The 25401-nt window shown below is 69.4% G+C and carries 25 protein-coding genes; 5 read left to right on the forward strand and 20 right to left on the reverse strand.

Features of this window, described 5'->3' with window-relative positions:
- The first annotated feature begins 94 nt into the window (after positions 1-94).
- Positions 95-2116: an alpha-1,4-glucan--maltose-1-phosphate maltosyltransferase gene (locus tag ABD164_RS11830; protein ID WP_344296372.1), complete on the forward strand. Its 2022-nt coding sequence runs from the start codon at positions 95-97 to the stop codon at positions 2114-2116.
- Positions 2109-4307, forward strand: a complete 2199-nt coding sequence (gene glgB / locus ABD164_RS11835) for a 1,4-alpha-glucan branching protein GlgB (protein WP_344296373.1) — start codon at positions 2109-2111, stop codon at positions 4305-4307. Before ABD164_RS11830 ends, glgB begins: the two co-directional genes overlap by 8 nt.
- A gap of 162 nt (positions 4308-4469) precedes the next feature.
- Here glgB and ABD164_RS11840 read toward each other — a convergent pair whose 3' ends face one another.
- Entirely contained in the window at positions 4470-5432 is a 963-nt protein-coding gene (locus ABD164_RS11840) for a tetratricopeptide repeat protein (RefSeq protein ID WP_344296374.1), read from the reverse strand.
- The gene (locus ABD164_RS11845; RefSeq protein ID WP_344296376.1) at positions 5429-7321 is read right to left on the reverse strand and encodes a DUF8094 domain-containing protein; all 1893 of its coding nucleotides are present in this window, start codon (positions 7319-7321) and stop codon (positions 5429-5431) included. The genes ABD164_RS11840 and ABD164_RS11845 overlap by 4 nt, the downstream gene beginning before the upstream one ends.
- Positions 7322-7502: 181 nt before the next feature.
- On the opposite strand from ABD164_RS11845, the gene ABD164_RS11850 reads away from it, so the two are divergent.
- Both ABD164_RS11850 and ABD164_RS11855 read left to right on the forward strand, forming a co-directional pair.
- Positions 7503-9119 (forward strand): DivIVA domain-containing protein, encoded by a 1617-nt coding sequence (locus ABD164_RS11850; protein WP_344296378.1) that lies wholly within the window; start codon positions 7503-7505, stop codon positions 9117-9119.
- Positions 9120-9145: 26 nt separating this feature from the next.
- Positions 9146-10210 (forward strand): AI-2E family transporter, encoded by a 1065-nt coding sequence (locus ABD164_RS11855; RefSeq protein WP_344296380.1) that lies wholly within the window; start codon positions 9146-9148, stop codon positions 10208-10210.
- Between the two features lie 9 nt (positions 10211-10219).
- Here the strand turns inward: ABD164_RS11855 and ABD164_RS11860 are convergent, their stop codons facing one another.
- From ABD164_RS11860 to rpsB, 9 genes are all read right to left on the reverse strand, one after another.
- Entirely contained in the window at positions 10220-10966 is a 747-nt protein-coding gene (locus tag ABD164_RS11860; RefSeq protein WP_344296381.1) for an alpha/beta hydrolase, read from the reverse strand.
- Between the two features lie 5 nt (positions 10967-10971).
- Entirely contained in the window at positions 10972-11280 is a 309-nt protein-coding gene (locus ABD164_RS11865) for a hypothetical protein (RefSeq protein ID WP_344296382.1), read from the reverse strand.
- A 93-nt stretch (positions 11281-11373) separates the two neighbouring features.
- On the reverse strand, positions 11374-12039 hold the full coding sequence (locus tag ABD164_RS11870) for an aggregation-promoting factor C-terminal-like domain-containing protein (protein ID WP_344296383.1): 666 nt from the start codon (positions 12037-12039) through the stop codon (positions 11374-11376).
- 54 nt (positions 12040-12093) lie between these two features.
- A complete protein-coding gene (locus ABD164_RS11875; protein ID WP_344296385.1) occupies positions 12094-12648 on the reverse strand; it encodes a DivIVA domain-containing protein in 555 nt (184 codons plus the stop codon).
- A 20-nt stretch (positions 12649-12668) separates the two neighbouring features.
- Entirely contained in the window at positions 12669-13655 is a 987-nt protein-coding gene (locus ABD164_RS11880) for a phosphatidate cytidylyltransferase (RefSeq protein WP_344296387.1), read from the reverse strand.
- A 9-nt stretch (positions 13656-13664) separates the two neighbouring features.
- Complete coding sequence (frr, locus tag ABD164_RS11885; RefSeq protein WP_344296388.1) at positions 13665-14219, reverse strand: ribosome recycling factor; 555 nt, start codon at positions 14217-14219, stop codon at positions 13665-13667.
- A gap of 33 nt (positions 14220-14252) precedes the next feature.
- Complete coding sequence (gene pyrH, locus ABD164_RS11890; protein ID WP_344296390.1) at positions 14253-14984, reverse strand: UMP kinase; 732 nt, start codon at positions 14982-14984, stop codon at positions 14253-14255.
- Between the two features lie 173 nt (positions 14985-15157).
- Entirely contained in the window at positions 15158-15988 is an 831-nt protein-coding gene (gene tsf, locus ABD164_RS11895) for a translation elongation factor Ts (protein ID WP_344296391.1), read from the reverse strand.
- A 27-nt stretch (positions 15989-16015) separates the two neighbouring features.
- Complete coding sequence (rpsB, locus tag ABD164_RS11900) at positions 16016-16954, reverse strand: 30S ribosomal protein S2 (protein ID WP_344296392.1); 939 nt, start codon at positions 16952-16954, stop codon at positions 16016-16018.
- A gap of 262 nt (positions 16955-17216) precedes the next feature.
- Here rpsB and ABD164_RS11905 point away from each other — a divergent pair, with 262 nt between their 5' ends.
- Positions 17217-17837, forward strand: a complete 621-nt coding sequence (locus ABD164_RS11905; RefSeq protein WP_344296394.1) for a M23 family metallopeptidase — start codon at positions 17217-17219, stop codon at positions 17835-17837.
- Positions 17838-17882: 45 nt separating this feature from the next.
- Here the strand turns inward: ABD164_RS11905 and ABD164_RS11910 are convergent, their stop codons facing one another.
- The 9 genes from ABD164_RS11910 to rplS all read right to left on the reverse strand — a co-directional run bounded on the left by ABD164_RS11910 (position 17883) and on the right by rplS (position 25312).
- Positions 17883-18791 carry a tyrosine-type recombinase/integrase gene (locus tag ABD164_RS11910; protein ID WP_344296516.1) on the reverse strand — a complete coding sequence of 303 codons (909 nt, stop codon included), beginning with the start codon at positions 18789-18791 and terminating at the stop codon, positions 17883-17885.
- A 75-nt stretch (positions 18792-18866) separates the two neighbouring features.
- Positions 18867-19775 (reverse strand): phosphodiesterase, encoded by a 909-nt coding sequence (locus tag ABD164_RS11915; RefSeq protein WP_344296396.1) that lies wholly within the window; start codon positions 19773-19775, stop codon positions 18867-18869.
- Positions 19776-19873: 98 nt separating this feature from the next.
- Positions 19874-21112, reverse strand: a complete 1239-nt coding sequence (dprA, locus tag ABD164_RS11920; RefSeq protein ID WP_344296398.1) for a DNA-processing protein DprA — start codon at positions 21110-21112, stop codon at positions 19874-19876.
- Complete coding sequence (locus tag ABD164_RS11925; protein WP_344296400.1) at positions 21109-22659, reverse strand: YifB family Mg chelatase-like AAA ATPase; 1551 nt, start codon at positions 22657-22659, stop codon at positions 21109-21111. The genes dprA and ABD164_RS11925 overlap by 4 nt, the downstream gene beginning before the upstream one ends.
- Positions 22659-23015, reverse strand: a complete 357-nt coding sequence (locus ABD164_RS11930; RefSeq protein WP_344296401.1) for a YraN family protein — start codon at positions 23013-23015, stop codon at positions 22659-22661. The genes ABD164_RS11925 and ABD164_RS11930 overlap by 1 nt, the downstream gene beginning before the upstream one ends.
- A gap of 114 nt (positions 23016-23129) precedes the next feature.
- Positions 23130-23453, reverse strand: a complete 324-nt coding sequence (locus ABD164_RS11935; protein ID WP_231046897.1) for a DUF2469 family protein — start codon at positions 23451-23453, stop codon at positions 23130-23132.
- A 5-nt stretch (positions 23454-23458) separates the two neighbouring features.
- On the reverse strand, positions 23459-24139 hold the full coding sequence (locus tag ABD164_RS11940; protein WP_344296402.1) for a ribonuclease HII: 681 nt from the start codon (positions 24137-24139) through the stop codon (positions 23459-23461).
- On the reverse strand, positions 24139-24882 hold the full coding sequence (lepB, locus tag ABD164_RS11945) for a signal peptidase I (RefSeq protein ID WP_344296403.1): 744 nt from the start codon (positions 24880-24882) through the stop codon (positions 24139-24141). Before lepB ends, ABD164_RS11940 begins: the two co-directional genes overlap by 1 nt.
- Before the next feature lie 82 nt (positions 24883-24964).
- Complete coding sequence (gene rplS, locus ABD164_RS11950; RefSeq protein ID WP_344296404.1) at positions 24965-25312, reverse strand: 50S ribosomal protein L19; 348 nt, start codon at positions 25310-25312, stop codon at positions 24965-24967.
- Between the last annotated feature and the right edge of the window lie 89 nt (positions 25313-25401).

Genomic DNA, 25401 nt, shown 5'->3' on the forward strand with positions numbered 1-25401 from the left:
CCCCTCATCGCCTCGAGCCGCAAATCCGCATCGTTTCGAACGGTGCAGCGGATTCGACAGGCTCAACCCGCAGCAGACGCGCTACGGTCGAACCGTGACGACCGCCCCTGTGCTCGCCGGCCGCATCCCCGTGACGCGGCTCACCCCAGCTCTGCCCGATGACCGCTGGCACCCCAAGGCCTTCGAGGGCGAGGTGGTGCCGTTCCGCGCGACCGTGTTCCGCGAGGGTCACGACCAGGTGGGCGCGATGCTCGTGATCACGAGCCCGTCGGGCGTCGAACGACGTGAGCGCATGGCGCCGATGGCGCCGGGCACCGACCGGTGGCAGGCGAAGATGCTGCTCGACGAGGTCGGCGAGTGGCGCTGGCACGTGACGGGATTCGACGACGAGATCGCCACCTGGCGTCACGATGCCGCACTCAAGATCGACGCGGGCGTCGACGTCGAGCTCATGTACGAGATCGGTGCACGGCTCATCGATCGCGCCGTCGCCGAGAAGACACGCGCCCGCGCGACGCGCACGAAGCTGACGGCCTTGGCGACGGCACTGCGCGACCCCGCGACATCCGCCCCCGAACGCCGCGCCCTCGTCGACCACCCGCTGCTCGACGAGTTCGTCGGCCACCCGCTCGCGCGCCTCACGACCGACTCCCCCGAGCACACGATCCTTGTCGAGCGCCGCCGCGCCGGCGTCGGCTCGTGGTACGAGTTCTTCCCCCGCTCCGAGGGTGCGAAGCAGCGCAAAGACGGACGGTGGAAGTCGGGCACCTTTCGCACCGCAGCCAAGCGCCTCGACGAGGTCGCCGCGATGGGCTTCGACGTCGTCTACCTGCCGCCGATCCACCCGATCGGCGTCACCAACCGCAAGGGCCCGAACAACACGCTGACTCCCGGCCCGAACGACCCGGGCTCGCCGTGGGCCATCGGCGGGCCGCTCGCCGACGGCCGGCCCGGCGGCCACGACGCCGTGCACCCCGATCTCGGCACGCTCGCCGACTTCCGCGCGTTCGTGCGCCGGGCCGCCGCACTCGGCATCGAGGTCGCTCTCGACCTCGCGCTGCAGGCCTCCCCCGACCACCCGTGGGTGACCGAGCATCCCGACTGGTTCACGCAGCTGCCCGACGGCACCATCCGCTACGCTGAGAACCCGCCCAAGAAGTATCAAGACATCTATCCGGTGAACTTCGACGACGACCCCGAGAGCATCTTCGCCGAGGTCGTGCGCGTCGTACGGCACTGGATGAAGCAGGGCGTGCGCGTCTTTCGCGTCGACAATCCGCACACGAAGCCGCTCTGGTTCTGGGAGCGGCTGATCGCGACGATCAGGGCGGATGACCCGGGCGTGGTGTTCCTCGCCGAGGCGTTCACCCGTCCTGCCATGATGCAGGCGCTCGCGATGGTCGGATTCCAGCAGTCGTACTCGTACTTCACGTGGCGCAACACGAAGGCCGAGCTCGAGGAGTTCCTGACGTCGGTGTCGCAGGATACCGCCGACTTCATGCGGCCGAACCTGTTCGTGAACACCCCCGACATCCTCACCGAGTACCTGCAGTTCGGCGGGCCCGCGGCATTCACCGTGCGCGCGACGATCGCCGCGACCGCGGCGCCCCTCTGGGGTGTGTACTCGGGATTCGAGCTGTTCGAGTCGGTCGCGCGGCCCGGCGCCGAAGAGGCGATCGACAACGAGAAGTACGAGTACAAGCCGCGCGACTTCGCCACCGCCGAGGCCGAGGGCCACTCGCTCGCGCTCTACCTCGGCATTCTCAACCGCATTCGCGCCGATCACCCCGCGCTCGGGCAACTTCGCAACATCCGCTTCCACACGAGCGAAGACGACTCGGTGCTCGTGTACTCGAAGCACCTCGAGGGCCGCTTCACGGCTGACGGCGTCGACGACACGATCATCGTCGTCGCGAACGTCGACCCGCACTCGGTGCGCGAGACCACTGTGCACCTCGACCTCGCCGACATCGGCCTCGCGCCCGGCGAGCGCTTCGAGGTCGAAGACCTCGTCACCGGTACGGTCTGGGAATGGGGTGCGTCGAACTACGTGCGGCTCGACGCCTTCACCCGCCCCGCGCACATCCTGCACGTGAGAAGGGGCATGCATGCCTGACGTAGTCGCCGCACCCGTCATCGCCGACGAGGTGCTCGCCGCGGTCGCCGAGGGCCGCCACTCCGATCCGCACTCGGTGCTCGGCCAGCACGGCTTCGACCTGGCCCACGAGCGCGGGCCGTTCACGGTGATCCGCACGCGACGCCCCCTCGCCGACGCGGTCGACGCGGTGCTCGCCGACGGCACCACCCTTGCGCTCGACCACGTCGGGCACGGAGTGTGGGCGGGCGCGGGCGCCTTCGGCCCGACCGACTACCGGGTCGTCGCTCGCTACAACGGTGACACCGAGTGGTCGGCCGACGACCCCTACCGGTTCGCCCCCACCATCGGCGAGCTCGACCTGCACCTCATCGGCGAAGGCCGGCACGAAGAGCTCTGGAAGAGCCTCGGCGCCCGGTACCGCGACCATTGGGGCGTCGCTGGCGCCGTGCATGGCGCCGCCTTCACCGTGTGGGCGCCGCGGGCCCGCGCCGTGCGCGTCGTCGGCGAGTTCAACCGCTGGGACGGCGCAGGCCACGCGATGCGCAGCATGGGCGCTTCCGGCGTGTGGGAACTGTTCGTGCCCGACCTCGAGCCGGGCGCCACCTACAAGTTCGAGATCCTCACGACGTCTGGCGAGTGGGTGATGAAGGCCGACCCCATGGCCCGGCAGGCCGAGATCGCCCCGGCGACCGCGTCGGTCGTGAGTGCGAGCACCTACGACTGGCGCGACGGCGAGTGGATGTCGCGGCGTGCCGCCACCAACCCGCACGAACAGCCGATGTCGATCTACGAGCTGCACCTCGGCTCATGGCGCCCGGGCAAGGGCTACCGCGAGATCGCCGACGAGCTCATCGAGTACCTCGACTGGCTGGGCTACACCCACGTCGAGTTCATGCCGCTGGCGGAGCATCCGTTCGGCGGATCGTGGGGCTATCAGGTCACGGGCTACTTCGCCGCGACCAGCCGTTACGGCTCCCCCGACGACCTTCGGTACCTCATCGACCGCCTGCACCAGGCCGGCGTCGGCGTGCTCATGGACTGGGTGCCCGGGCACTTCCCGAAAGACGATTGGGCCCTCGCCCGCTTCGACGGCGAACCGCTGTACGAGCACGCAGACCCGCGGCGCGGCGAGCAGCTCGACTGGGGCACCTACGTGTTCGACTACGGCAACCCCCGCGTGCGCAACTTTCTCGTGGCGAACGCGCTGTTCTGGCTCGAGGAGTTCCACGTCGACGGGCTGCGTGTCGACGCCGTCGCGTCGATGCTCTACCTCGACTATTCACGCGAAGCCGGGCAGTGGGAGCCGAACATCCACGGTGGGCGCGAGCACCTCGAGGCCATCGGCTTCCTGCAGGAGGCCAGCGCCACGGCCTACAAGCGCAACCCCGGCATCGTCATGATCGCCGAGGAGTCGACGTCATGGCCCGGCGTCACCGCGCCGACGAGCTCGGGTGGCCTCGGATTCGGCTACAAGTGGAACATGGGCTGGATGCACGACACCCTGCAGTACATCCAGAAAGACCCGATGTACCGCTCGCACCACCACAACGACCTCACGTTCTCGTTCCTCTATGCGTTCAGCGAGCACTTCGTGCTGCCGATCAGCCACGACGAGGTCGTGCACGGCAAGGGCTCGCTCATCCGCAAGATGCCCGGCGACCACTGGCAGCAGCTCGCCAACGTGCGCGCCTACCTGTCGTACATGTGGGCGCACCCCGGCAAGCAACTGTTGTTCATGGGGCAGGAGTTCGGCCAGCTCAGCGAGTGGAGTGAAGAGCGAGGCCTCGACTGGTGGATCCTCGACCAGCCCACCCACCGCCAGCTCGCCGAGTTCGTCGGTGCGCTCAACCGCGCCTATCGCGCGCTGCCGCAGCTCTGGCAGCTCGACGACGACTCGGCCGGGTTCGAGTGGGTCGAGGGCGGCGCGGCAGCCGAGAACGTCATCGCGTTCCTGCGCTACGACCGCGACCGCCGGCCGCTGCTGTGCATCGTGAACTTCGCCGGCCGCCCGCACGACGGGTTCCGCGTCGGACTACCGATCGCGGGTCGCTGGCGCGAGTTCCTGAACTCCGACGCGCTCGAGTTCGGCGGTTCGGGTGTCGGCAACCTGGGCAGTGTCGAGGTGACGGATGCCCCGTGGGCCGGCCGCCCCGCATCGGGCGTGTTCACCCTGCCCCCGCTCGGCGCGGTGTGGTTCACGCTCGAGTAGAGCCGGTCGAGTGGGCGCGCCAGCGCCGCCCGCCGGTCGAGTAGGCGCGCCAGCGCCGCCCGCCGGTCTAGTAGGCGCGCCAGCGCCGTATCGAGACCCCGCGCGCGTCACCGCCCGCCGGTCGAGTAGGCGCGCCAGCGCCGTATCGAGACCCCGCGCGCGTCAGTACAGCAGGCTCGCGAGTCGGCGGCGCGCCGCCGCGACCCGCGGGTCGTCGACGCCGACGACCTCGAACATCTCGACGATGCGCTCGCGCACGAGCCTCTTGCCATCGGCGTCGAGCGTCGGGAACAGGTTCAGCAGCCGGTCGAACGCGTCGTCGATGTGCCCACCCGACAGGTCGAGGTCGGCCACGTCGAGCTGGGCGCCGAGGTCGTCGGGTGCGGATGCCGCAGCCGAACGGATCTCGTCGAGCGTCTTGCCCTTGAGCCGGCCGAGCAGGTTCACCTGCGCGAGCCCGGCGCTCGCGAGGGAGTCGCGCGGGTCCTGCGCGATCGCGGTGCGGTAGGCCGCTGCCGCGGCGTCGTAGTCGCCGCGCTCGATGGCGTCATACGCCTCTTGGTGCAGCGGGGGCAGCGGAGCCTCGACCGGCTCGGCGCTCGCGCTCTCGGCACCCGGCTCGCCGGCCTCGCCGGCTTCGATGCGGCCGGTCACGCCGTGCTGCGCGGCGAGTTCGAGCAGCTGGTCGAACAGCTGGGCGATCACGTCGTCGGGCTGCACGCCCGCGAAGAGCGGCACCGGCTGGCCGGCGACGAGCGCGACGACGGTCGGAATGGACTGCGCCTGGAACGCCTGCACGAGTTGCGGGCTGCGATCGGCATCGGCCGCCGCGAGCACGAGTTGGCCGTCGCGGGCGCGCACCAGGCGCTCGAGCGAGCCGAGCAGCGTCTTCGACGGCTCGCTCCACGACGCCCAGAGCGCGACGACGACCGGAACCGTGCGTGAAAGCTCGAGCGTGTGGCCGAAGGCCGCGTCATCGGTCTCGAAGACGATCTGGTCGCCGGGCACCGAGGAGGAGTGCGCACCGTGCTCGGGCTGGGCGCCCTGCTGCTGACGCTGGACGAGCGCCGACAGGTCGACGGCGCCACGAAGGGCTGCGCCCGAGGGCGGGATCGCGTTCGTCATGGGATCTCCGATGCTGCGATGAGGCTCTCGGACCAGCCGAGCAGCCGGATCTGCTGGTTCTCGTCGCCGGTGCCCACGCCCGGCACGTAGAAGAGCAACTGAATGCCGATCTCGCGCTGCACGCCCTTGGCGCTGTTCTCGGTGAAGCCCGAGAGCGCGGCACCCGGTGCACCCTCCTTGAATCCGATCGTACCGCCGTCGTTCGGCACGACCTTCTCGGTCTGGTTGATCGAGACGGTCACGAGCGCGCCGGCGTCGTTCGTGGCGAGCGCGACCGTGGGGCTGTCGTCGACCACGTTCGAGAACGTCGCGTCGGCCGTGGCCGGCAGCCCGTCATTGATCACCTTCTGACCGGCGACGCCGAGTTGCTCGCGAATCAGGTCGCCCTCGGGGTCGAATGCCGTCGCGAACTCCGACTCGTCGCCCTTCAGCAGCACATCGGCGTACGCCGCGGCGACCTGGCCGGTCGGCATGACGAGGCCCTTGAACTCGGGTGAGATCGGAGCGGCGCCGATCGAGGCGGGCGCGACCTCGGGGACGTCGGCCTCGGGAGCGAGCGCCATCGAATAGAGCACGTGGTAGTTCTCGCGCGGCGTCTCTTGCACGAGCACGAGCGCGGTCGGGGCGATCGTCGGGTCGTCGGCGTTCTTCGCGATCGTGAGCACCGTGCGCGGCCACCCGGTGACCTGCTGCGGCAAGGTGAGCGTGAGCGGGGCTGCCGGGATCGCGGGCGGCGCCGGGTGATCGGGCAGGGTGCCTCGGATCTTGTAGTTGGCTACTCGGGAGTCGAGAGCCGGTCCGACGAATCGCTCGGCGACGCGAGCAGCGTCACGCGCTTCGTCGACCTCGCTCGTGAAGACGGCGAGGCGGCGCATGATGCGCTCCATCTGCGGCACGGTGACCGCGGGCTCAACCGTGGGCTCGTCGGGGGCGACGGTCTCGGTGGGCTCAGCGGAGGCCGGCTGCGTCGCAGGTGACGAGGTCGCAGGCGCCTCTCCCTGGTCGAAGCTCGGCCAGTAGTCGGCCGAACACGCGCTCAGCGCGATCGCCGGCACCAGGAACACCGGCACGAGCGCGACGCGCTTCGCGCGACCGATCGCACGCCTGCCGCCTGTCGACTGGCGCCGCGGTGGCTTCGGCGCGCTCAGCAGCTTGCCGCGGGGACCCTTCGGCAGGTTGCGGCGAGGACCACGAGAGCGGCGGTGATGCAGGAACCCCGAGATCACGAGGCCGATTCCGACCAGGAACACCAGGGCGCCGCCGACGAGGAGGGGCCCGGCCATCGGCGTGGCGTCGTCAGTCGGCCAATCGAGTTCGACCTGCGTCGGTGCGGGGCTCAGGCCGTCGGAGGCGATCAGCACCGAGATGTCGTCGGGCACGTCGATCGTGGTGGTGATGGTGCGCTCAGCAGTGAACTCGTCGAGCCAGAGGTCTGAGCCGACGGGTGAGGCTGCGGCAAGCGCCTCGGGGTCGGGCGCGGCCTCGGCCTCGGGCGTCGGTGCGGGCGTCGGGGTTGCGGGGGTGGTCTCGGCGGGCACCTCGGGCAGGGGGTCTTCGACCGGGGCGGTGGTCACGACCTCGGTCGAGAGCTCTTCGGTCTGGGCGTCGTAGGTCACTGACTGATAGGGGGTCTCGCCGAGCCACGCCTCGACGTCGCCGCTGCGACCGTATGAGACGAAGACCGTGTCGCTGCCCGACGTGCTGATCGTCTGCTTTCCCGGCTGGGCCGCGAGCGCCTCGGGCTCGACCACGATGAACGCGGTCTCGCCGCTGAACTCGGCTGACAGGGCCACCCGGTCGGGTTCGAGGAACACCGTGCGCTGGGCGATGCCGAGCCCGATCATCACTGCCGCAGCGATGAACGCCACGATTGCGAAGACGAAACGCACGAACTACCTCCAAAGGCCGCATACGCGGCACCGACAAAAGACATTCCACACTACTGGCGGTGTCTGGGAGTCTCCTAACCACCGGCTGAGCATTCTGTGTCGGCGCGCCCGCCGATGCCCCATACAATCGAGGCATCCCGCATGAGCCCCCACAAACGCGGGTCAGACCCCGGAGGAAGAATTGGCCGTCGAAGAGACCGAGTTCACACAGGTGTTCCGCGGATACGACAAGGACGAGGTCGACAAGGCCCTCAACACCCTTCGTCGCGACATCATCAGCGCGAACACGCAGGCCGCTGACAACGCGAAAGACAACAAGCGGCTGCTCGCTCGCATCGAAGAGCTCACCGCCGAGCTCGAAGAGGTCGGCAGCCCCACCTTCTCGGGCCTCGGCACCAAGCTCGAGAACACGCTGCGCGTCGCCGAAGAACAGTCGACCCGCCTCATCGCCCAGGCCGACATCGATGCCGAGAAGCTGCGTCGGGCCGCCGAAGACGAAGCGCACCTCATGCGCTCCGACGCGCACGAACTCGCCGAGCGCACCCTCACCGAGACCCGCGCCCAGGCCAATCGACTGCTCGAGAACGCACGCGCCGAGGCCGACGACATGGTCGCGCGCGCCCACGAGACGAGCGAGCAGCTGCGCCAAGACGCCGCCCGCGATGCCGCGGCGATCCGCGGTTCGGTCGCCACCGAGGCCGCAGAGCTGCGCACCAGTGCCAAACGCGAGTCGACCGCGGCGGTATCCGCCGCCGAGCGCAAGGCATCCGAGATCCTGACCGCAGCCAACACCGAGGCGAACGAGGCCCGAGCGACGGCCGCCGGTCTCACGCAAGAGACCGAGCAGACGCGCGCAGAGGTCGCCATAGAGCTCGACCGCGCCCGGGCCGACCTCGCCCGCGAGACCGAGCAGGCACGCATCGACCTCGCCGCCGAGACCGAGCAGTCCCGCCTCGACCTCGAGCGTGAATCGGCCGAGGCGCGTGCCGCCATCGATGCCGAGATCACCGAACGCCGTGCGGCGCTCGTGCACGAACTCGAGCAGGCCCGCACCGATCTCGAGCGTGAGCTCGAGGCGTCACGCGCCGAACTCGTCGAGCAGCGCGATCAGAACAAGGTCGACCTCGAGCGCGAGGCCGAGGCCGCCCGCCTCAAGCTCCAGCACGAGCTCGAGCGCATCCGCGCGAAGCATGCAGCCGATCTCGACCAGATGCGCGCAGACCTGGCGCTCGAGCAGGAGCAGGCACGCGCCGACTTCGACGCCGAGTCCGAGCAGGCCCGCATCGACCTCGACAACCAATTGACCGCATTGCGCAAGAAGACGACACACGAGGTCAATCGGCAGAAGCGCGAGATCGAGAAGGCCCGCCTCGATCTCGAGTCCGAGCTGACGGCCAAGCGCGACGAGGCCGAGCAGGAGCTGCTCGCGGCCCACCAAGACGCAGTGGCGCAGACCCAGGCGTTCCTCGCCGACGCCAACGCCGAACTCGCCGACGCGGTCGCCCGCGCGGCCGAGAGCCGCGCCGAGGCTGACCGCCTCGAGTCCGAGGGTCGCGCCGAGATCGCCAAGGTTCGCGACCGGGCCGACGAAGAGGCGCGCGAGCGCATCGCGGCAGCGCACGATCAGGCACGCAAGCTCATCGCCGACGCTGAAGAACGCACACGCGCCCTCGTGGCAGACGCCGAAGACCGGCTCTCGCAGATTAGGATCGAGCGCGACGCGGTCGCCGGGTACTTCGAGAGCCTGCGCGGTGTGCTCACGCAGGCTGAGCAGGTGGCGGCAGACACGAAGAAGTAGTCCGGCGAAGGGAGCGCGGCGGTTCCATGAAGATCCAGAACGCGTTCCGCATCGGGCTGCTCGGCACCCTCGGCGTAGGTGTCGGCCTGGTCATCCTCACCTCGATCGCGAGCCTCTCGACGATCATCACGTACATCGGAGCGGCACTGTTCCTGGCCCTCGGCCTCGACCCGGCGATCAGCTGGCTCGAGCGCCGGGGGCTTCCGCGTTGGGCCGCGATCCTCATCGTGATGACCGGAGTCGGCCTGCTTGTCGCCGCACTCGTGCTCGCCGTCGCGCCGATCATCGTCGAGCAGGTGAGCCAGCTCGTCGAAGAGATCCCCCGCATCGTCGAGCGAGTCAACTCGCAGGAGTGGATCGACACTCTCAAAGAGCAGTTCCCGCAGATCCGCGTCGACGAGGTCGTCGAACAGGTCACGACCGGACTCACCGAGTTCGTCACCAATCCCGACAAGCTGAGCGAACTCGCCGGCGGGGTGCTGCTCGTCGCGGTCGCCATCGGCAGCGGCGTGTTCGCCGTCGTCATCGTCTTCATCCTGATGCTGTACTTCACGGCATCGCTCAACGCGATGAAGCGCGCGACCTACCAGCTCGTGCCCGCATCGAAGCGCGAGCGCTTCGCCGACCTCACCGAGCAGATCACGCAGTCGGTCGGGCGATTCGTGCTCGGGCAGACGTCGCTCGCCGCCGTGAACGGTGTGCTCAGCTTCATCTTCCTGTCGATCATCAACGCGCCGTTCCCCGCCGTGCTCGCATTCCTCGCGTTCCTGTTCTCGCTCGTGCCACTGGTCGGCACGCTCACCGGCTCAGTGATCATCGTGCTCGTCTGCTGGATCCCGGGCCTCGGGTCACCGCTCACCGCCCTCGCCGCCGCGATCTACTACATCATCTACATGCAGGTCGAGGCATACGCACTGAGTCCGCGCATCATGAACCGCGCCGTCAAGATCCCCAGCGCCCTCGTCGTCATCGCCGCACTCGCGGGCGGCGCGCTCGGCGGCATCCTCGGCGCGCTCGTCGCGATTCCGGTCGCGGCGGCCGGGCTGCTCATCATCAAGCAGGTCGTGATCCCCCGCCAGAACGAGCGCTGACGCGCCCGGTCAGCCGGTCGGCGAATCGGATGTCGCGGGCCACACCGTCGACAGTGGCAGGGCCGACGGGTTCACCACGGCGACGATCTCGTCGAGCACGCGCTTCGTCTGCGATTCGCCCACCCAGAGGTGCTTGCCACCCGCGACGTCGATGCGCCGCAGCCTCGGCAGGCCGGCGAAGCGCTCGGCGGCCTCTGCGGGCCGCAGGTAGTCATCGTGCTCGGGAATGAGCGCGACGAGTGAGGGAGCGGCAGCGCCGTTCCAGCGGGCGAGTTCCTGCTCGCTCGTGCGATGCAGCGGCGGCGACAGCAGGATCGCTCCGTCGATGCCGTGATCGAGCCCGTACTTCAGTGCGAGCTCAGTGCCGAACGACCACCCGACGAGCCATGGATGCGGCAGTGCGCGGGCCTCGACGAACGACATCGCCGCCGCGACATCCGCCCGCTCATCGATGCCCTGCCCGAACGAACCGTCGCTCGTGCCCCGCGGCGAGGTCGTACCGCGCGTGTTGAACCGCAGCACCGCGAGGTCTGCGAGTGCAGGAAGCCGCGCCGCCGCCTTGCGGATGATGTGGGAGTCCATGAACCCGCCGGCGGTCGGCAGCGGGTGCAGGGTCACGAGAGTGGCCACCGGCGGGCGGTCGACGGGCGTCGCGAGCTCGCCGACGAGCGTGAGCCCGTCTGAGGTGTGCAGCTCGATCTCTTCGCGGACCGCGGGCAGTTCGACACCCGCCCTGATCTCGACCGATTCGTTCATGCCGCTCATCGTTCGCCGATCCTCCAACAGTGGATGTGCCAGTGCCGGCGCGCCGCGAGGTCGGCGGCATCGCCGAGTACGCCGTCGGCGCGCCAGGCCACGAGGTGCGCGACCCCCGGAGCGACGTCGAGTCCGCAACCCGGACAGAGGTACGCCTTGACGGCCTGCACCTCTGAGACGGGCTGCACGTTCCATTCGCGCCCGGCGCGAACCTCGGTGCGCCGCCAGCCGGAAGTCAGCCGATCGACATCGAGTTCGGGATGCTCCTCACGTGCACGAGCTGCCCGACCCCGGGATCGGTTCGCGCGCGCCATGACACCAGTCTACGGGCGCGCGAGGCACGACCAGTCACTGCGACGGCCGCCGCGGCACCGAGCGCTTCGCACACCGAGGCGCTGCACCGAGGCTCAGTACCAGCCGACGGACTCTGAGTGCCCCCACGCGCCGCAGGGCGTGCCGTAGCGGCCCGAGATGTACCCGAGGCCCCATTCGACCTGCGTCGCGGCGTTGGTCTCCCAGTCGGCGCCCGCCGTGGCCATCTTCGAACCTGGCAGAGCCTGGGGAATACCGTAGGCGCCGCTGGAGGCGTTGTACGCGTTGACGCGCCAGCCCGACTCCTTGTTCCAGAGCGCGACGAGGCAGTCGAACTCTGACGAGGCCCAGCCGCGTGCGGCGACGGCGCCGGCGGCGTAGGCCTGAGCGGAGCCGGGATCGGGGGTCACTGCCGGCGGTGCCCAGCCCGAGCCGCTCGACGCCGGCTCGATGACGACCACGGGCTTCTTCTCGACGACGTAGTTCTCGGCGCCGCCGACGGCGATCGAGTAGTCGCCGCCCGCCTCGACCGACTGCGCCTTTTCGCCGCCGAAGCGCTGGCCCTCGGCGGCGAAGTTCGACGATGCCGTCGCACCCGAGTAGGGGTCGACGATGTTCACGAGCAGGAAGCTCGCGGCGGCACAGAACGCGAAGACCACCGTGGCGGCCTGCTTGACGGCGCCGCGGGTGCTCGTGCGGGTGGGCGGAGCAGCCGAGGGCCTCACGACGTCACCGTCGCCTGCGCCTGCATGCCTACCCACAATTCGTAGAGCCTAGCCGACGTCTGTCGCTTGACGCGAACGTCGATCGGCAGGTCACCGAACGGCCAGCATGACGTCGACGACCGCGTCGAGTACGAGGTCGACCTGCGTCTCGCGGTACCCTCCGCGCTGCGTGGCGAAGACCACGGTTCGCACGTCGTCGACCGAGATGGGCCACCCGTCGCGGAAGTACCGGGTGAGCTTGTCGGCGAAGCGGTCGACCTCGCGCACGTTGTACCCGAGCACGAGCGGGTTCATGCGGTCGAATCGCTGCGTCTCGGGCCGCGCGAGTCGGTTCGATACCACTTGGGCCGTCGTGCGCGCCTCACGCAGCCAGGCCTCGTCGCCGTGCAGCCGTGAGGCGACCTGCCGCTCCTGCGCGGCGAACGCGTCTTCGAGGCGCTCGAGCGCGGCATCGACGTGCGAGGTGGAGTACCCGCCCTTCTGCATCGCAAACGCCGTGAGCCGGATCTTCTCGGACGTCAACGGGGTATCGCCGGGCCGCTGAGCCCCGTCGTAGGCGCGGCGCGCGACGGCGAGGAACTCCTCGACCTGGGCGGTGTTGTAGCCGAGGCGGGGCTTTCGCGCGTGCGGGAAGATGGAATCCACCGCACCATTATCGCCGACGCTCACCCGAACACGAGGAAGGCCACGTACGCGACCGCGGCCGACGGCAGGATCGAATCGAGCCGGTCGAGGAACCCGCCGTGGCCGGGCAGCCACGAGCTCATGTCTTTGATGCCGATGTCACGCTTGATGAGCGACTCGGCGAGGTCGCCGAGCGTGGCGCTCAGAAAGATCGCGGCGCCGAAGATGAGGCCGAACCACCAGGTGTTGCCGAGCATCAGCGTCGACAGCAGCACGCCGGCGACGAGGCTCGCACCGGCACCGCCCGCGAAGCCCTCCCACGTCTTCTTGGGGCTGATGATCGGCGCCATCTTGTGCTTGCCGAACATCAGGCCGAACGCATACGCGCCGGTGTCGGCCGCGACGACGATGACGATGAACGCGAGAGTCCACCACTGCCCGCCTTCAGCGGCGGTGAGCACGACGGCGAACGTCGCGAGAAAGGTGACGTACGCCTGCACGAACGCACTCGCCGCGAGGTCGCGTACCAGCCCGCGGGCGCTGCCTGCGCGGTAGGCCGGTGCCGCCTGCTCGGCGAGCCGCCACACGGTGACGATCGCGGTTCCCCCGAGCACGGCGAGCAGTTGGCCACCCGCCCCGCCGTAGTACGCGAGCGGCACGGCAGCCACTGCGACGACGACCGAGGGAATGCGCGGCACATGATACTCAGCCTTGCGCAGGGCCTGCGCGAGCTCATAGCTGCCGAAGCCCACCATGACGGCGGCGAGCAACATGAACAGCTCTTTGATGACCAGCAGGCTCAGCAGCAGCACACCACCGAACGCGAGCCCGATCAGGATCGCGACGATGAGGTTGCGGCCCGTGCGTGCCTCGATCTTCTGCTGCGCCTCGTCGAACTGCGCCTTGCCGACCTCGAACTGGCGCTCGATGTCGGCCCTGCGCGCATGCACCTGGGCCTTGAAATCTTCACGCGCGGTTCGTTCGTGGCCCCCGGCGTCCGACTGTTCCTCTTCTGGGACGCCCGACATGATCGTGCCTCAGACCTCGAGGAGTTCGCCCTCTTTGCGCTTGAGCGCGTCGTCGATGGCGTCGACGTTGGCCTTGGTGATGTGCTCGAGCTCTTTCTCGCCGCGCGCGACCTCGTCGTCGCCCACCTCGCCCTTGAGCGCGTCGAGGTCGTCTTTCGCCTTGCGACGGATGTTGCGCACCGAGACCTTCGCGTCTTCGGCCTTCGTGCGCACGATCTTCACGTACTCCTTGCGACGTTCTTCGGTGAGCTCGGGCAGCGTCACGCGAATGATGTTGCCGTCGTTCGACGGGTTGGCGCCGAGGTTCGGAGTGTCGCGAATGGCCTGCTCGATGTCTTTCAGGGCAGCCTTGTCGTACGGCGTCACCACGAGTGTGCGCGCCTCGGGGTTCTGCAGCGATGCGAGCTGCGCGAGCGGCGTGGGCGTGCCGTAGTAGCTCACCATGATCTTCTGGAAGAGCTGGGGGTTCGCCCGCCCCGTGCGCACGGTTGCGAAGTCGTCTTTCGCGACCTCGACCGCCTTCTGCATGCGAGTTGTGGCATCGGAAAGTACATCCGCGATCACGGGAGCTCCTTTACGGTTCGCTGTTCGTTCAGTCTATCGACTGGAGGGCTCGACGCCGTTGCTCACGACCGTGCCGAGGTCGGCCCCGAGGATCGCGGCGGTCACGTTGCCGGCCGGCTCCATGCCGAACACCTGCATCGGCATGCCGTTGTCCATGCAGAGGCTGAACGCGGTGGAGTCGACGACCTTCAGGCCCCGCTGCAGCGCCTCTTGGTAACTGATGCGGTCGATCTTGTGGGCGTCGGGGTTCGTGCGCGGGTCGTCGGAGTAGACGCCGTCGACGCCGTTCTTCGCGACGAGCACCACCTGTGCGTCGATCTCGAGGGCGCGCTGCGCGGCGACCGTGTCGGTCGAGAAGTAGGGCAGGCCGGCACCGGCACCGAAGATGACCACGCGTCCCTTCTCGAGATGCCGCTCGGCGCGACGCGGAATGTAGGGCTCGGCGACCTGGGTCATCTCGATCGCCGACTGCACGCGCGTCTCGGCACCCGCCTGCTCGAGGAAGTCTTGCAGGGCGAGCGAGTTCATGACGGTGCCGAGCATGCCCATGTAGTCGGCACGGCCGCGATCCATGCCGCGCTGCGACAGCTCGGCACCGCGGAAGAAGTTGCCGCCGCCGACGACGATCGCGATCTCGACCGTGCGCGCGGCATCGGCGATCTCACGCGCGAGTGCGCTCACCACATCGGGGTTGACCCCGAGCGCTCCCCCGCCGAATGCCTCTCCTGAGAGCTTCAGCATCACCCTGCGCTTGCGTTCCGTCATCGCCGACCCCGTTCTTCGCTTGCCCGTGTCAAAACTAGTGGTTCACCCGGTGCGGCGCAGCCGGGTTGCGGATGTCTCGTGCGCTGCCCTGCGGCCGAAGTTCGACTCGCGACATCCGTGCACAGAAAAGGGAGCCCGGATCGCGTGTGCGAACCGGACTCCCTCACGTCGACTTACGCGCCGACCTTGAAGCGAGCGAAGTCGCTCACCGTGAGGCCGGCGTCGGAGAGGACCTTGGCGACCGACAGCTTGTTGTCTTTCGCGTAGTCCTGCTCGAGCAGCGCGACCTGCTTGAAGTAGGCGCCGAGGCGACCCTCGATGATCTTCGGAAGTGCGGCCTCGGGCTTGCCCTCGTCGCGCGAGATCTGCTCGACGATCGCACGCTCCTTCTCGACCGACTCGGCCGGCACGTCTTCGCGAGTGAGGTACTCGGGGTTCGCGAACGAGATGTGCTGGGCCACCGAGCGAGCGGTGTCTGCGTCGGTGCCGGCGTACCCGAGCACAACGCCGACCTGCGGGGGCAGGTCTTTCGACGTCTTGTGCAGGTAGATCGAGAAGTGTTCGCCCGTGACGAGGCGCACGCGACGAAGCTCGACCTTCTCGCCGAGGATCGCCGCCTCTTCGCTGATCACGTCGGCGACGGTCTTGCCGGCCGCGGGGGCAGCGAGACCGGCTTCGACAGTCGCGGCGCGCGCCGCAGCGACGCCCGCGAGCACCTGGTCGGCAAGCGCGACGAACTTGTCGCCCTTGGCGACGAAGTCGGTCTCGCACGCGAGCTCGATGAGCGTGGCGGTGCCGTCGCCGTTGTCGACGGCCGCGACGAGGCCTTCGGCGGTCGAGCGGTCGGCACGCTTCGCGTTGCCCTTCGCGCCCTTCAGGCGCAGCAGCTCGACGGCCTTCTCAAGGTCGCCGTCGGCCTCGACGAGTGCGTTCTTCGTGTCGACCATGCCGGTGCCGAGGCGCTCGCGCAGGGTCTTGACGTCTTCGAGGGTGAAGTTGGCCATAGTGTGAAGTCTCCTGGACTCGTGGGCTTACTTGGACTCGGTGGCCGCGTCGTCGGCGAGAGCCTCGACCTCGGCAGCAGCCTCTTCGACGACCTCAGCGGCAGCCTCTTCGACGACCTCTGCGGCCTCGGCGGAGGCCTCGACCTCAGCGTCGGCGACCTTCTCGGTCTCGGCCGACGACTGCTCGGGGGTGGTCTCGGAACCGGCCTGGAGCAGCTCCTGCTCCCACTCGGCGAGCGGCTCGACGGCCGAGACGTTGCCGGCCTCTTCGGGCTTCTGGTGGCGCTCGATGAGGCCCTCGGCGGCGGCGTCGGCGATGATGCGGGTGAGCAGGCTCACCGAGCGGATCGCGTCGTCGTTGCCCGGGATGGGGTACTGCACCTCGTCGGGGTCGCAGTTGGTGTCGAGAATGCCGATGACGGGGATGCCGAGCTTCTTGGCCTCGTCGATCGCGAGGTGCTCTTTCTTGGTGTCGACCACCCAGAGGGCCGACGGCGTCTTCGACAGGTTGCGGATGCCGCCGAGCGACTTGTGCAGCTTGTCGAGCTCGCGCTTCTTGATGAGCAGCTCCTTCTTGGTGAAGCCACTCGTGGTGCCTTCGAAGTCGAGCTCCTCGAGCTCCTTCATGCGCGCGAGGCGCTTGGAGACCGTCTGGAAGTTGGTGAGGAGGCCGCCGAGCCAACGCTGGTTGACGTAGGGCTGGCCGACGCGGGTCGCCTGCTCGGCGATGGACTCTTGAGCCTGCTTCTTGGTGCCGACGAAGAGGATGGTGCCGCCGTGGGCGACCGTCTCTTTGACGAAGTCGTACGCCTTGTCGATGAAGGCGAGCGACTGCTGCAGGTCGATGATGTAGATGCCGGAACGCTCGGTGAAGATGAACCGCTTCATCTTCGGGTTCCAACGGCGGGTCTGGTGCCCGAAGTGCACGCCGCTGTCGAGCAGCTGGCGAATGGTGACGACGGCCATGAGCCGTACTCCTTTGTTCTCAGTTGTCGCCCCGGCCGGCGGCCTGGAGCCCTGGTGCCCGGCACGGCTCCGCCCACCGCGAGGAGTGGGACTGAGTGGAGTCGTCTGCCGAAATGGCACGCGTAGTCACCCCGGCAGGCCGAGGTGCTCCCGATACTCTACCATCGGCACCCGTCCTCCCCAACCACGGCGGGCGGGCGGGCGCCGCACAGATCTGAGCATCCGATCAGCGGATGTCCCACGCCCGGCCAGCATCTGAAGCATGACCGATTCCGACGCCGTCTCCCGTTCCGTGCATCGCGCACGCCTCGCGCGCCGCCTCGAGTTCGGCGCCGTCGCGGTGCTGATCGTCGCACTCGGCGCCGGGCTGGTCGCGGTCTCGCCATCTGCGGCGAGCGCGCTCGGGTTCGCCCTGGTCGCCGGGTCGTCAACGGCGCCGCAAGCCCGCATCGCCATCGCCGCATCCAGCGCATCCGACGACTGGACCTGGCCCGTGCCCGCGCCGATCCGCGTCATCGCGCCGTTCCGAGCCCCTCCCACCCCGTACAAGGCCGGGCACCGCGGTATCGACCTGCTCGTCGAGCCCCGCGCCGCGGTCGTGGCGGCGGCCCCCGGAACCGTGAGCTTCGCCGGCATGGTCGCCGGCCGCGGGGTCGTGGCGATCGACCACGGCGACGGGGTCGTGAGCGCGATCGAACCGGTGGCGGCATCGGTGGCGCAGGGCGACGCCGTGTCTGCGGGCAGCGCGATCGGCACCGTCACCCAAGGTGGGCACTGCACCGGCGACTGCGTGCACTTCGGGGTGCGCGTGCACGGCGAGTACGTGTCGCCGTTCCTGTTCCTCGGCGGGCTGCCACGGGCCGTGCTGCTGCCGCTGGAGTGACCGATTGCGCCGTCCGCGGGCAGCGGTTGCGAGCACCACCCCGCATCACGCGCGCGGATGCGCCGTGCGATAGCTCTCTTTGAGTCGTTCGGCCGACACATGCGTGTAGATCTGCGTCGTGCCGAGGCTTGCATGGCCGAGGAACTCCTGCACCGCGCGCAGGTCGGCACCTCCGTCGAGCAGGTGCGTGGCGGCGGTGTGCCGGAACGCGTGCGGGCCGCTCGGGCCCGAGCCGGGGATGTCCTCGAGAATCGACGCGACGAGCCGATAGACGCTGCGCGTGCCCATGCGCGCGCCGCGCGCCCCCACGAAGGCAGCCGTTGTCGGCGTGCGACCCTCGAGCATCGCCGGTCGCGCCGACTCCAGGTATCGATCGATCGCGCGGGCCGCGGGCGCGCCGTAGGGCACGACGCGCTCCTTCGAGCCCTTGCCGGTCACGCGCACGGTACGGCGCCGTCGGTCGAAGTCGCCGACGTCGAGTCCGACGAGTTCTGAGACGCGAAGGGCCGACGCATAGAGCAGCTCGGCGATCGCGACGTCGCGCACCGCGACCGGTTCGCCGCCCACAGCCCGAGTCGCCAACCGCGCGAGGGCGGCGTCGAGCGCGGGCGCCCCGACGACTCTTGGCAGCGTGCGCTGTGCACGCGGTGCCCTCAGTCGCGCGCCCGAGTCGCTCGCGAGGTCGCCGCGTCGAGACATCCAGTGGGTGAATCCCCGGGCGGATGCCGCGCGCCGGGCGATCGTCGCACGTGCGAGGCCGCGCTCGGTCGCGGCCCAGAGCCAGTCGCGCAGCATGACGAGATCGATGCCGTCGGGCGTCGTGACGCCGCGCTGCTCGGCGAACGACAGCAGGTCGGCGAGATCGGCTCGATACGCGGCCACGGTGTGGTTCGAGTACCCGCGCTCGGACTTCACGTGCGCGAGGTAGTCGTCGAGGACCGCGTCGAGGTTCACCCCCTCAGGTTGCCCCCTCACGGGCGAGACGCTGCGACGGCACGCTGAACCGGGCGTGCTTCGCGCGTCGGCGGTTCAGTCGGCTGTCGGCTTGCGCGAGAACCGCTCGAGCCGTTCGTCTGGTGAGAGCGCCTCGATCTGGGCGAGGAAGTCGTCATCGAAGTTCGAGACCTGGGGGAATGCACCGACCGGCACGACCGAGGTCACGACGCCGTCGTCGAACAGGTGCACGAGGTTGAACGACCGCCCGCCGTCGACGCCGACGAGTTCGGGCGGCGTCGCCGACACGTCGATCGTGTAGGCGGTCGCGCCGGCGACCGCCACGGGAATACCGGCGAAGCTGCCATTCGTCGGGTAGTGCAGGTGTCCGCCGAGGATGAGCCGCACGTCGCGGTCGCGCACGACCTGGGCGAGCTCGTCTTGGCCGCGCAGTTCGAGCACATCCATGAGCGCGATCGGGGTGGCGATCGGGGCATGGTGCATCGCGAGCACCGTGCCGTTCGGCGCGGGCTGAGCGAGGGCGGCGTCGAGCCAGGCGATCGCCTCGGCGTCGAGCTCGCCGTGGTGGTAGCCGGGCACGGTCGTGTCGAGCGCGATGATGCGCAGTCCGTCGACGTCGACCAGGTGGTGCACCGGTGAACCTTCGGCGGGTGCGTCGAGCAGGTCGCGCCGGAACGGCCCGCGTTCGTCGTGGTTTCCCATGACCCAGACCAAGCGCGCCTCGGCGGCGGCGGCGAGCGGCTCGATCACGGCGCGCACCCTCGCATAGGCGTCGGGTTCACCCAGGTCGGCGACGTCGCCCGTGACGACGATCGCGTCGAGCGCGGTGCCGTATCGTTCGAGCTGTCGCGCGGTCTGCGTCAGTGCGCTCACGGTGTCGGCGACGCCGCCGAGTGGGGAACCGCCATCGAGCAGGTGGGTGTCGCTCACATGCGCGATCACCTGCTTCGCAGCCGGATACCTGCCCAGTTGTGGATGCACCATCTCGCCCTCCCCCAGCCAGAGTAGGGGCGCCACCGATTCACCGGGGCGAGGCGCGCGCTGCACCGTTGCACGGCCGGCGGCAGTGGCGTGCCCGGCCGTCACGCGGTGCGTCGCCGCAGCCAGCGGCCCTCGCGCCGCACGACGACGCCGTCGGCCTCGAGTTCGCCGAGCACCGACATGACCCGCGACGAGACCACACCGCTGCGCTGCACGATCTCACCGAGCTCGCGCGGGGTGCGCGTGCTGAGCTCGTCGAGCACCCGCAGGCCGTCGGGGGTCTCGGCCACTCCGGCCCAGCCCGTTCCGAGCCCGTCGAGGGTGGGCGGCGCCGACCCCACGACCAGCTCGGCCATCTGCGCCGCATCGACGACGCAGACGGCGTCGTACTCGCGGAACAGGCGGTGGCATCCGGCCGAGGCGGGGCTGGTGACCGGCCCCGGCACCGCGCCGAGCGGCCTGCCGAGTGCCGACGCATGGCCCGCCGTGTTGATCGACCCCGAGCGCAGCCCCGCCTCGAGCACGACCGTCGCGTCGCTCGCCGCGGCGATCAGGCGATTTCGTTCGAGGAACCTCCACTTGGTGGGCGCCGTGCCGCACGGCACCTCGGAGAGCACCGCGCCGTTGCTCGATGCGATGCGGGTGAGCAGCGACTCGTGGCCCATCGGATAGAACCGGTCGATGCCGCCCGCGAGGAATGCCACCGTGGTGCCGTCGCTCGCGAGCGCCGCGCGGTGCGCCATGCCGTCGATGCCGTAGGCGCCGCCCGACACCACGACGAACCCGCGGTCGGAGAGCCCCGCCGATGCCTCGCCCGCGACGTGCTCGCCGTACCCGGTCGCCGCGCGAGCGCCGACGAGGGCGATCGACCGTGACCCGCCGGCGAGCGCGTCGAGCCGCCCGCGCACCCACAGCCCGAGCGGTGCATGCCATCCGAGTTGATCGAGGCCGGCCGGCCATTCGGCATCGCCCGGAATCAGGAATCGCGCGCCGACGCGAGCGGCCTGGCCGATCGATCGGGTGAACAGTGCTTCGTCGATGCGCGGGGTCCATCGCTTGATGCCGTCGTCTGCGTCTTTCGACTCGACCGGTTCGCCCGCATCGCCCACGCGCTCGACGAATTCTCGCGGCGAGCATCGCCCGAGCAACAGGTCGGCCGTCGCGACCGGGCCGAGCGCAGCCACCGCCCGGCCGAGCACGCCGTCGCCAGGCTCGGAGAGCACACCGAGCACCATGCGGGCGGCCGGTTCGAGTAGCTCGCGAACATCGGCCGCCGGGCGCGGGCGAAGCGTCGTGAGCAGCTCGCGATGCTCGATGACGAGCCCGAGGATCGTGTTCATGCGTCGATTCCCTTCTTGAAGAACAGCGCTCGGGTCACATGCTCGGCGCGAGGCACGGCCGAGCCGTCGAGATCGGCCAGGGTCCAGGCGACCTTGAGTACCCGGTCATAGCCGCGCATGGTGATGCCCCCACGTTCGAGCGACCGATCGAGCGCCGCGACCGCGCGGCCACCGGGGTGGAGGCCACCTGCACCCCGCAGCCACGGCCCGGGCATCTCGGCATTGGTGCGCCAAGGTGTACCACGAAGGCGCTCACCGGCGACCGCTCGTGCCTCGATGACCTTCGCCCGCGCGTCGGCACTCGAGAGACCGGGCTTCTCGCCGGCGGCACGCAGCGCGGCCAGCGTGATGCGCGGCACCCGCAGCTGTACATCGACCCGGTCGAGAAGGGGGCCCGAGATGCGCCCGAGGTACCGGCGACGTGCGACCGGCGGGCACGTGCACTCGGCGGTGCCGTCGTTGCCGCACGGACACGGGTTCGCGGCGAGCACGAGCTGGAACTTCGCGGGGAAGCTCGCCACGGCATTCGCCCGGTGGATCGCGATGGTGCCCGACTCGAGCGGTTGGCGCAGCACGTCGAGCACGGCGGACGGGAACTCGGGCGCCTCGTCGAGGAACAGCACGCCGTGCGAGGCACGGGCAGCGGCGCCGGGACGGATGAGCCGGCTTCCGCCGCCGACCATGGCTGCCGCGGTGGCCGTGTGATGCGGCGCCTCGTACGGCGGCCGGAATGAGAGCCCCGAAGCGGGCCGCAATCCGGCGAGCGATCGGATGGAGGCGACCTCGAGTGCCGCGTCGGCGTCGAGGTCGGGCAGGATGCCGGGCAACCGAGAGGCGAGCATGGTCTTGCCCGCTCCCGGTGGGCCGAGCAGGTACACATGGTGTCCGCCGGCCGCCGCGACGAGCATGCCCTCGACGGCGTCGTCGTTGCCGCTCACGTCGGCGAGATCGCCCGGCGTGTCGACCTCGGCGCCTGCTGCGGCGGCCGCCGTGCCCGTCGTCGAGGGCACGGTCTCGACCTCGCGTTCGTCGTATCGCCCACCGTGCCAGATGGCGGCCTCGAGCAGTGATGCGACCCCCACCACTCGGATTCCGGGAACGAGCGCCGCCTCGGTCGCGTTGCCGGTGGGCACCATGACGGTGTCATGACCGGCGCGCGCCGCGGCGAGCACTGCGGGGAGGATGCCGTCGATCGGGCGCAGCCGCCCGTCGAGCCCGAGCTCGCCGAGATGCACCACACGGTCGACCGAGCCCGTCGAGAGTTCACCGGATGCTGCGAGGCAGGCGATCGCGATCGCGAGGTCGAACCCCGACCCGTGCTTGGGCAACGCTGCCGGCGACAGGTTGACGGTCAGCCGGCGTGACGGCAGGGGGCAGCCGGCGTTGATCGCGGCCGAGCGCACGCGGTCACGCGCCTCGCCGAGGGCCGCGTCGGGCAGGCCGATGATGATGAAGGCGGGAAGCTGAGGCGAGAGGTCGGCCTCGACCTCGACGATCGAGCCGGTGAGCCCGAGCAGGGCGACTGAGCGGGTGCGGGCGACGGGCATCAGCTGATGCCCTCGAGGTGCTCGATGAGCGCCGGAGACTCGGCAGGCACGAGCACGGCGACCGCGTCGATGCGGATGCGCGCCGTCGTCGACTCGCTCGCCTCGCACCAGGCGATGGCCAGCCGCCGCAGCCGGGCGAGCTTGATCGGCGTGATCGCCTCGAACGGATGACCGTAGTCGCCGTTCGAGCGCGTCTTGACCTCGACGAAGACGAGGTCGCCGCCATCTCGGGCGACGATGTCGATCTCACCGAGCCGGCATCGCCAGTTGCGCTCGAGCACGGCCATGCCCCGTGCCTCGAGGTGGTCGACCGCGAGCTGTTCGCCTCGCCGACCGAGTTCTTCGTTGTGCGCCATGTGCACCTCCGCGAACAGCGTCGCGGAGGGACATCCGTCGAACGTCGCGCAGCGGCGTCACGGTGCAGAACGGGAACCCGGCCCTCGTTGTCGAGGACGAGTCGGTGGCGGGCGCTACTCGTCGAGCGCGAGCTCTTTCGGGAGCTCGAACTCGCGCGTCGCGAGCTCTTCGACATTGACGTCTTTGAAGGTGAGCACGCGCACTGCCTTGACGAACCGGTCGGCACGATAGACGTCCCAGACCCAGACGTCTTTCATGGTGAGCTCGAAGTAGAAATCGTGCTCGGTGTCGCGCCGCACGAGCTCGACCTCGTTCGCGAGGTAGAACCGTCGCTCGGTCTCGACCACATACTTGAACTGCGCGACGATGTCACGGTATTCGCGGTACAGGGCCAGCTCGACCTCGCGGTCGTAGTCTTCGAACTCGTCCTCATCCATCGGACTCATCCTACGCTGAGGTCGAAGAGCGTCGGCGCCTCGGGCGGCCGCTCGTGCAGCCAGGTCTTGCGGTGCAACTCGCTCACGCCGTGGTCGTCGATCGCCGCGAAGTGGGCGCGGCTCGAGTAGCCCTTGTTCTCGTCCCAGGAATAGAGCGGGGTGGCCTCGTGAGCGCGGCGCATGCCGCCGTCGCGGTGCACCTTGGCGATCACGGATGCCGCTGCCACGGACGCACAGTCGCGGTCGGCCTTGATGCGGGTCGTGACCCGGGCCCGATGCTCGATGGCCCCGCTCAGCCAGTCGTGATTGCCGTCGAGGATGAGCGGCAGGTCGGCGACGTCGACGGGCAGGTCGAGCATCGCGAACGCCCGCGCGCCCGCGAGACCGAGGCAGGCCATGATGCCGAGGTCGTCGATCTCGGCTGCGGTCGCCTCGCCGACGGCCCACGACCGCACCCAGCCGGCCGCCCGGGGGGCCATGGCCTCGCGGCGCGGCTCGGTCATGAGCTTCGAGTCGCGCAGGCCCGCCGGCATGCGCCGGACGCCCGGGTCGATGACCACCATGCCGACGGCGACGGGGCCGGCGAGCGCGCCGCGCCCCACCTCGTCGCACGCGAGCACGAGCGGCGCCCCCTCGTCGAACAGCACGCGTTCGACGCGCAGGTTGGGGATCACCGACGGCGACATCAGCCCGCTGCCTCGTCGACGCCCTCGAAGACCGACGGGTAGTTGTCGAGCCAGGCCCAGTGCGAGATCGGCCAGCTCACGACGAAGGCCCGACCGACCACGTTGTCGACCGGAACGTAGCCCTCGAGCGGCGTTCCGCCGTTGTAGCGCGAGTCTTTGGAGTTGTAGCGGTTGTCGCCCATGACCCAGAGCGAGTCGTCGGGCACCGTCACATCGAAGTCGAGCTCGGAGACCTTGGTCGTGCCCGGAGGGAGGGCCACGTAGGGCTCGTCGAGCGGAACCCCGTTGACGCTCATCTGCCCGAGCGCGTTGCAGCACACGACGTGGTCGCCGGGCATGCCGATGACACGTTTGACGAGGTGGTCGTTCGAGTCGGGCGCAGAGAGGCCCACGAAGGCGAGGAACCAGTCGACCGCCGCGATGAGGGGCGGCTGTGAGGGATCTTCGCGCGCCGGCAGCCACCCGCCGGGATCTTTGAAGACCACGACGTCGCCGTGCTCGATGGGTGCGAGGTCGGGCACGAGCTGGTTGACGATGATGCGGTCGTCTTGCACGAGGGTCTGTTCCATCGACGCCGACGGGATGAAGAACGACCTGATGAGGAACGTCTTGATCATGAACGAAACCAGCACCGCCACCACGAAGATGACGAGCAGGTCGCGCAGGAACAGCAGCGTGCTGCGCTTTCTGCGTGCCGATGGAGAGCCCGCGCGATCGATACGCGTGCTTGTGTCTTCTGTCATTTAACCGCCCGAGCTCCCCACCAGTCTAAAGGTGGGGAGCTCGGTTCGAGTTCGCGTCTCGACGCGATCTGCGTGTCGCGGATCAGCTGTCGCGCTTCTCCTTGATCTTGGCCTTCTTGCCGCGCAGCTTGCGCAGGTAGTACAGCTTCGCGCGGCGCACGTCACCGCGGGTGACGATCTCGATGTGGTCGATGACCGGCGAGTGAACCGGGAACTTGCGCTCGACGCCGACCTGGAAGCTGACCTTTCGCACTGTGAAGGTCTCGCGCACGCCCTCGCCCTGGCGGCCGATGACGACGCCCTGGAAGACCTGGATGCGCGAGCGCGTGCCTTCGATGATGTTGACGTGCACCTTGACGGTGTCGCCGGGGCGGAAGTCAGGAACGTCTGACCTCAGGCTCGCGGCGTCGACATGGTCGAGGATGTGCATGATGGTTCGCTCTCTGCGCCCGCAACCGGTCGAACGCGGATCTGAAAATGGAAGTGTCTGGTGCCGCCCGCGCGAACACTCGATGAACG

The sequence above is a fragment of the Agromyces neolithicus genome, from assembly GCF_039529735.1.
Taxonomy (GTDB): Bacteria; Actinomycetota; Actinomycetes; order Actinomycetales; family Microbacteriaceae; genus Agromyces; species Agromyces neolithicus.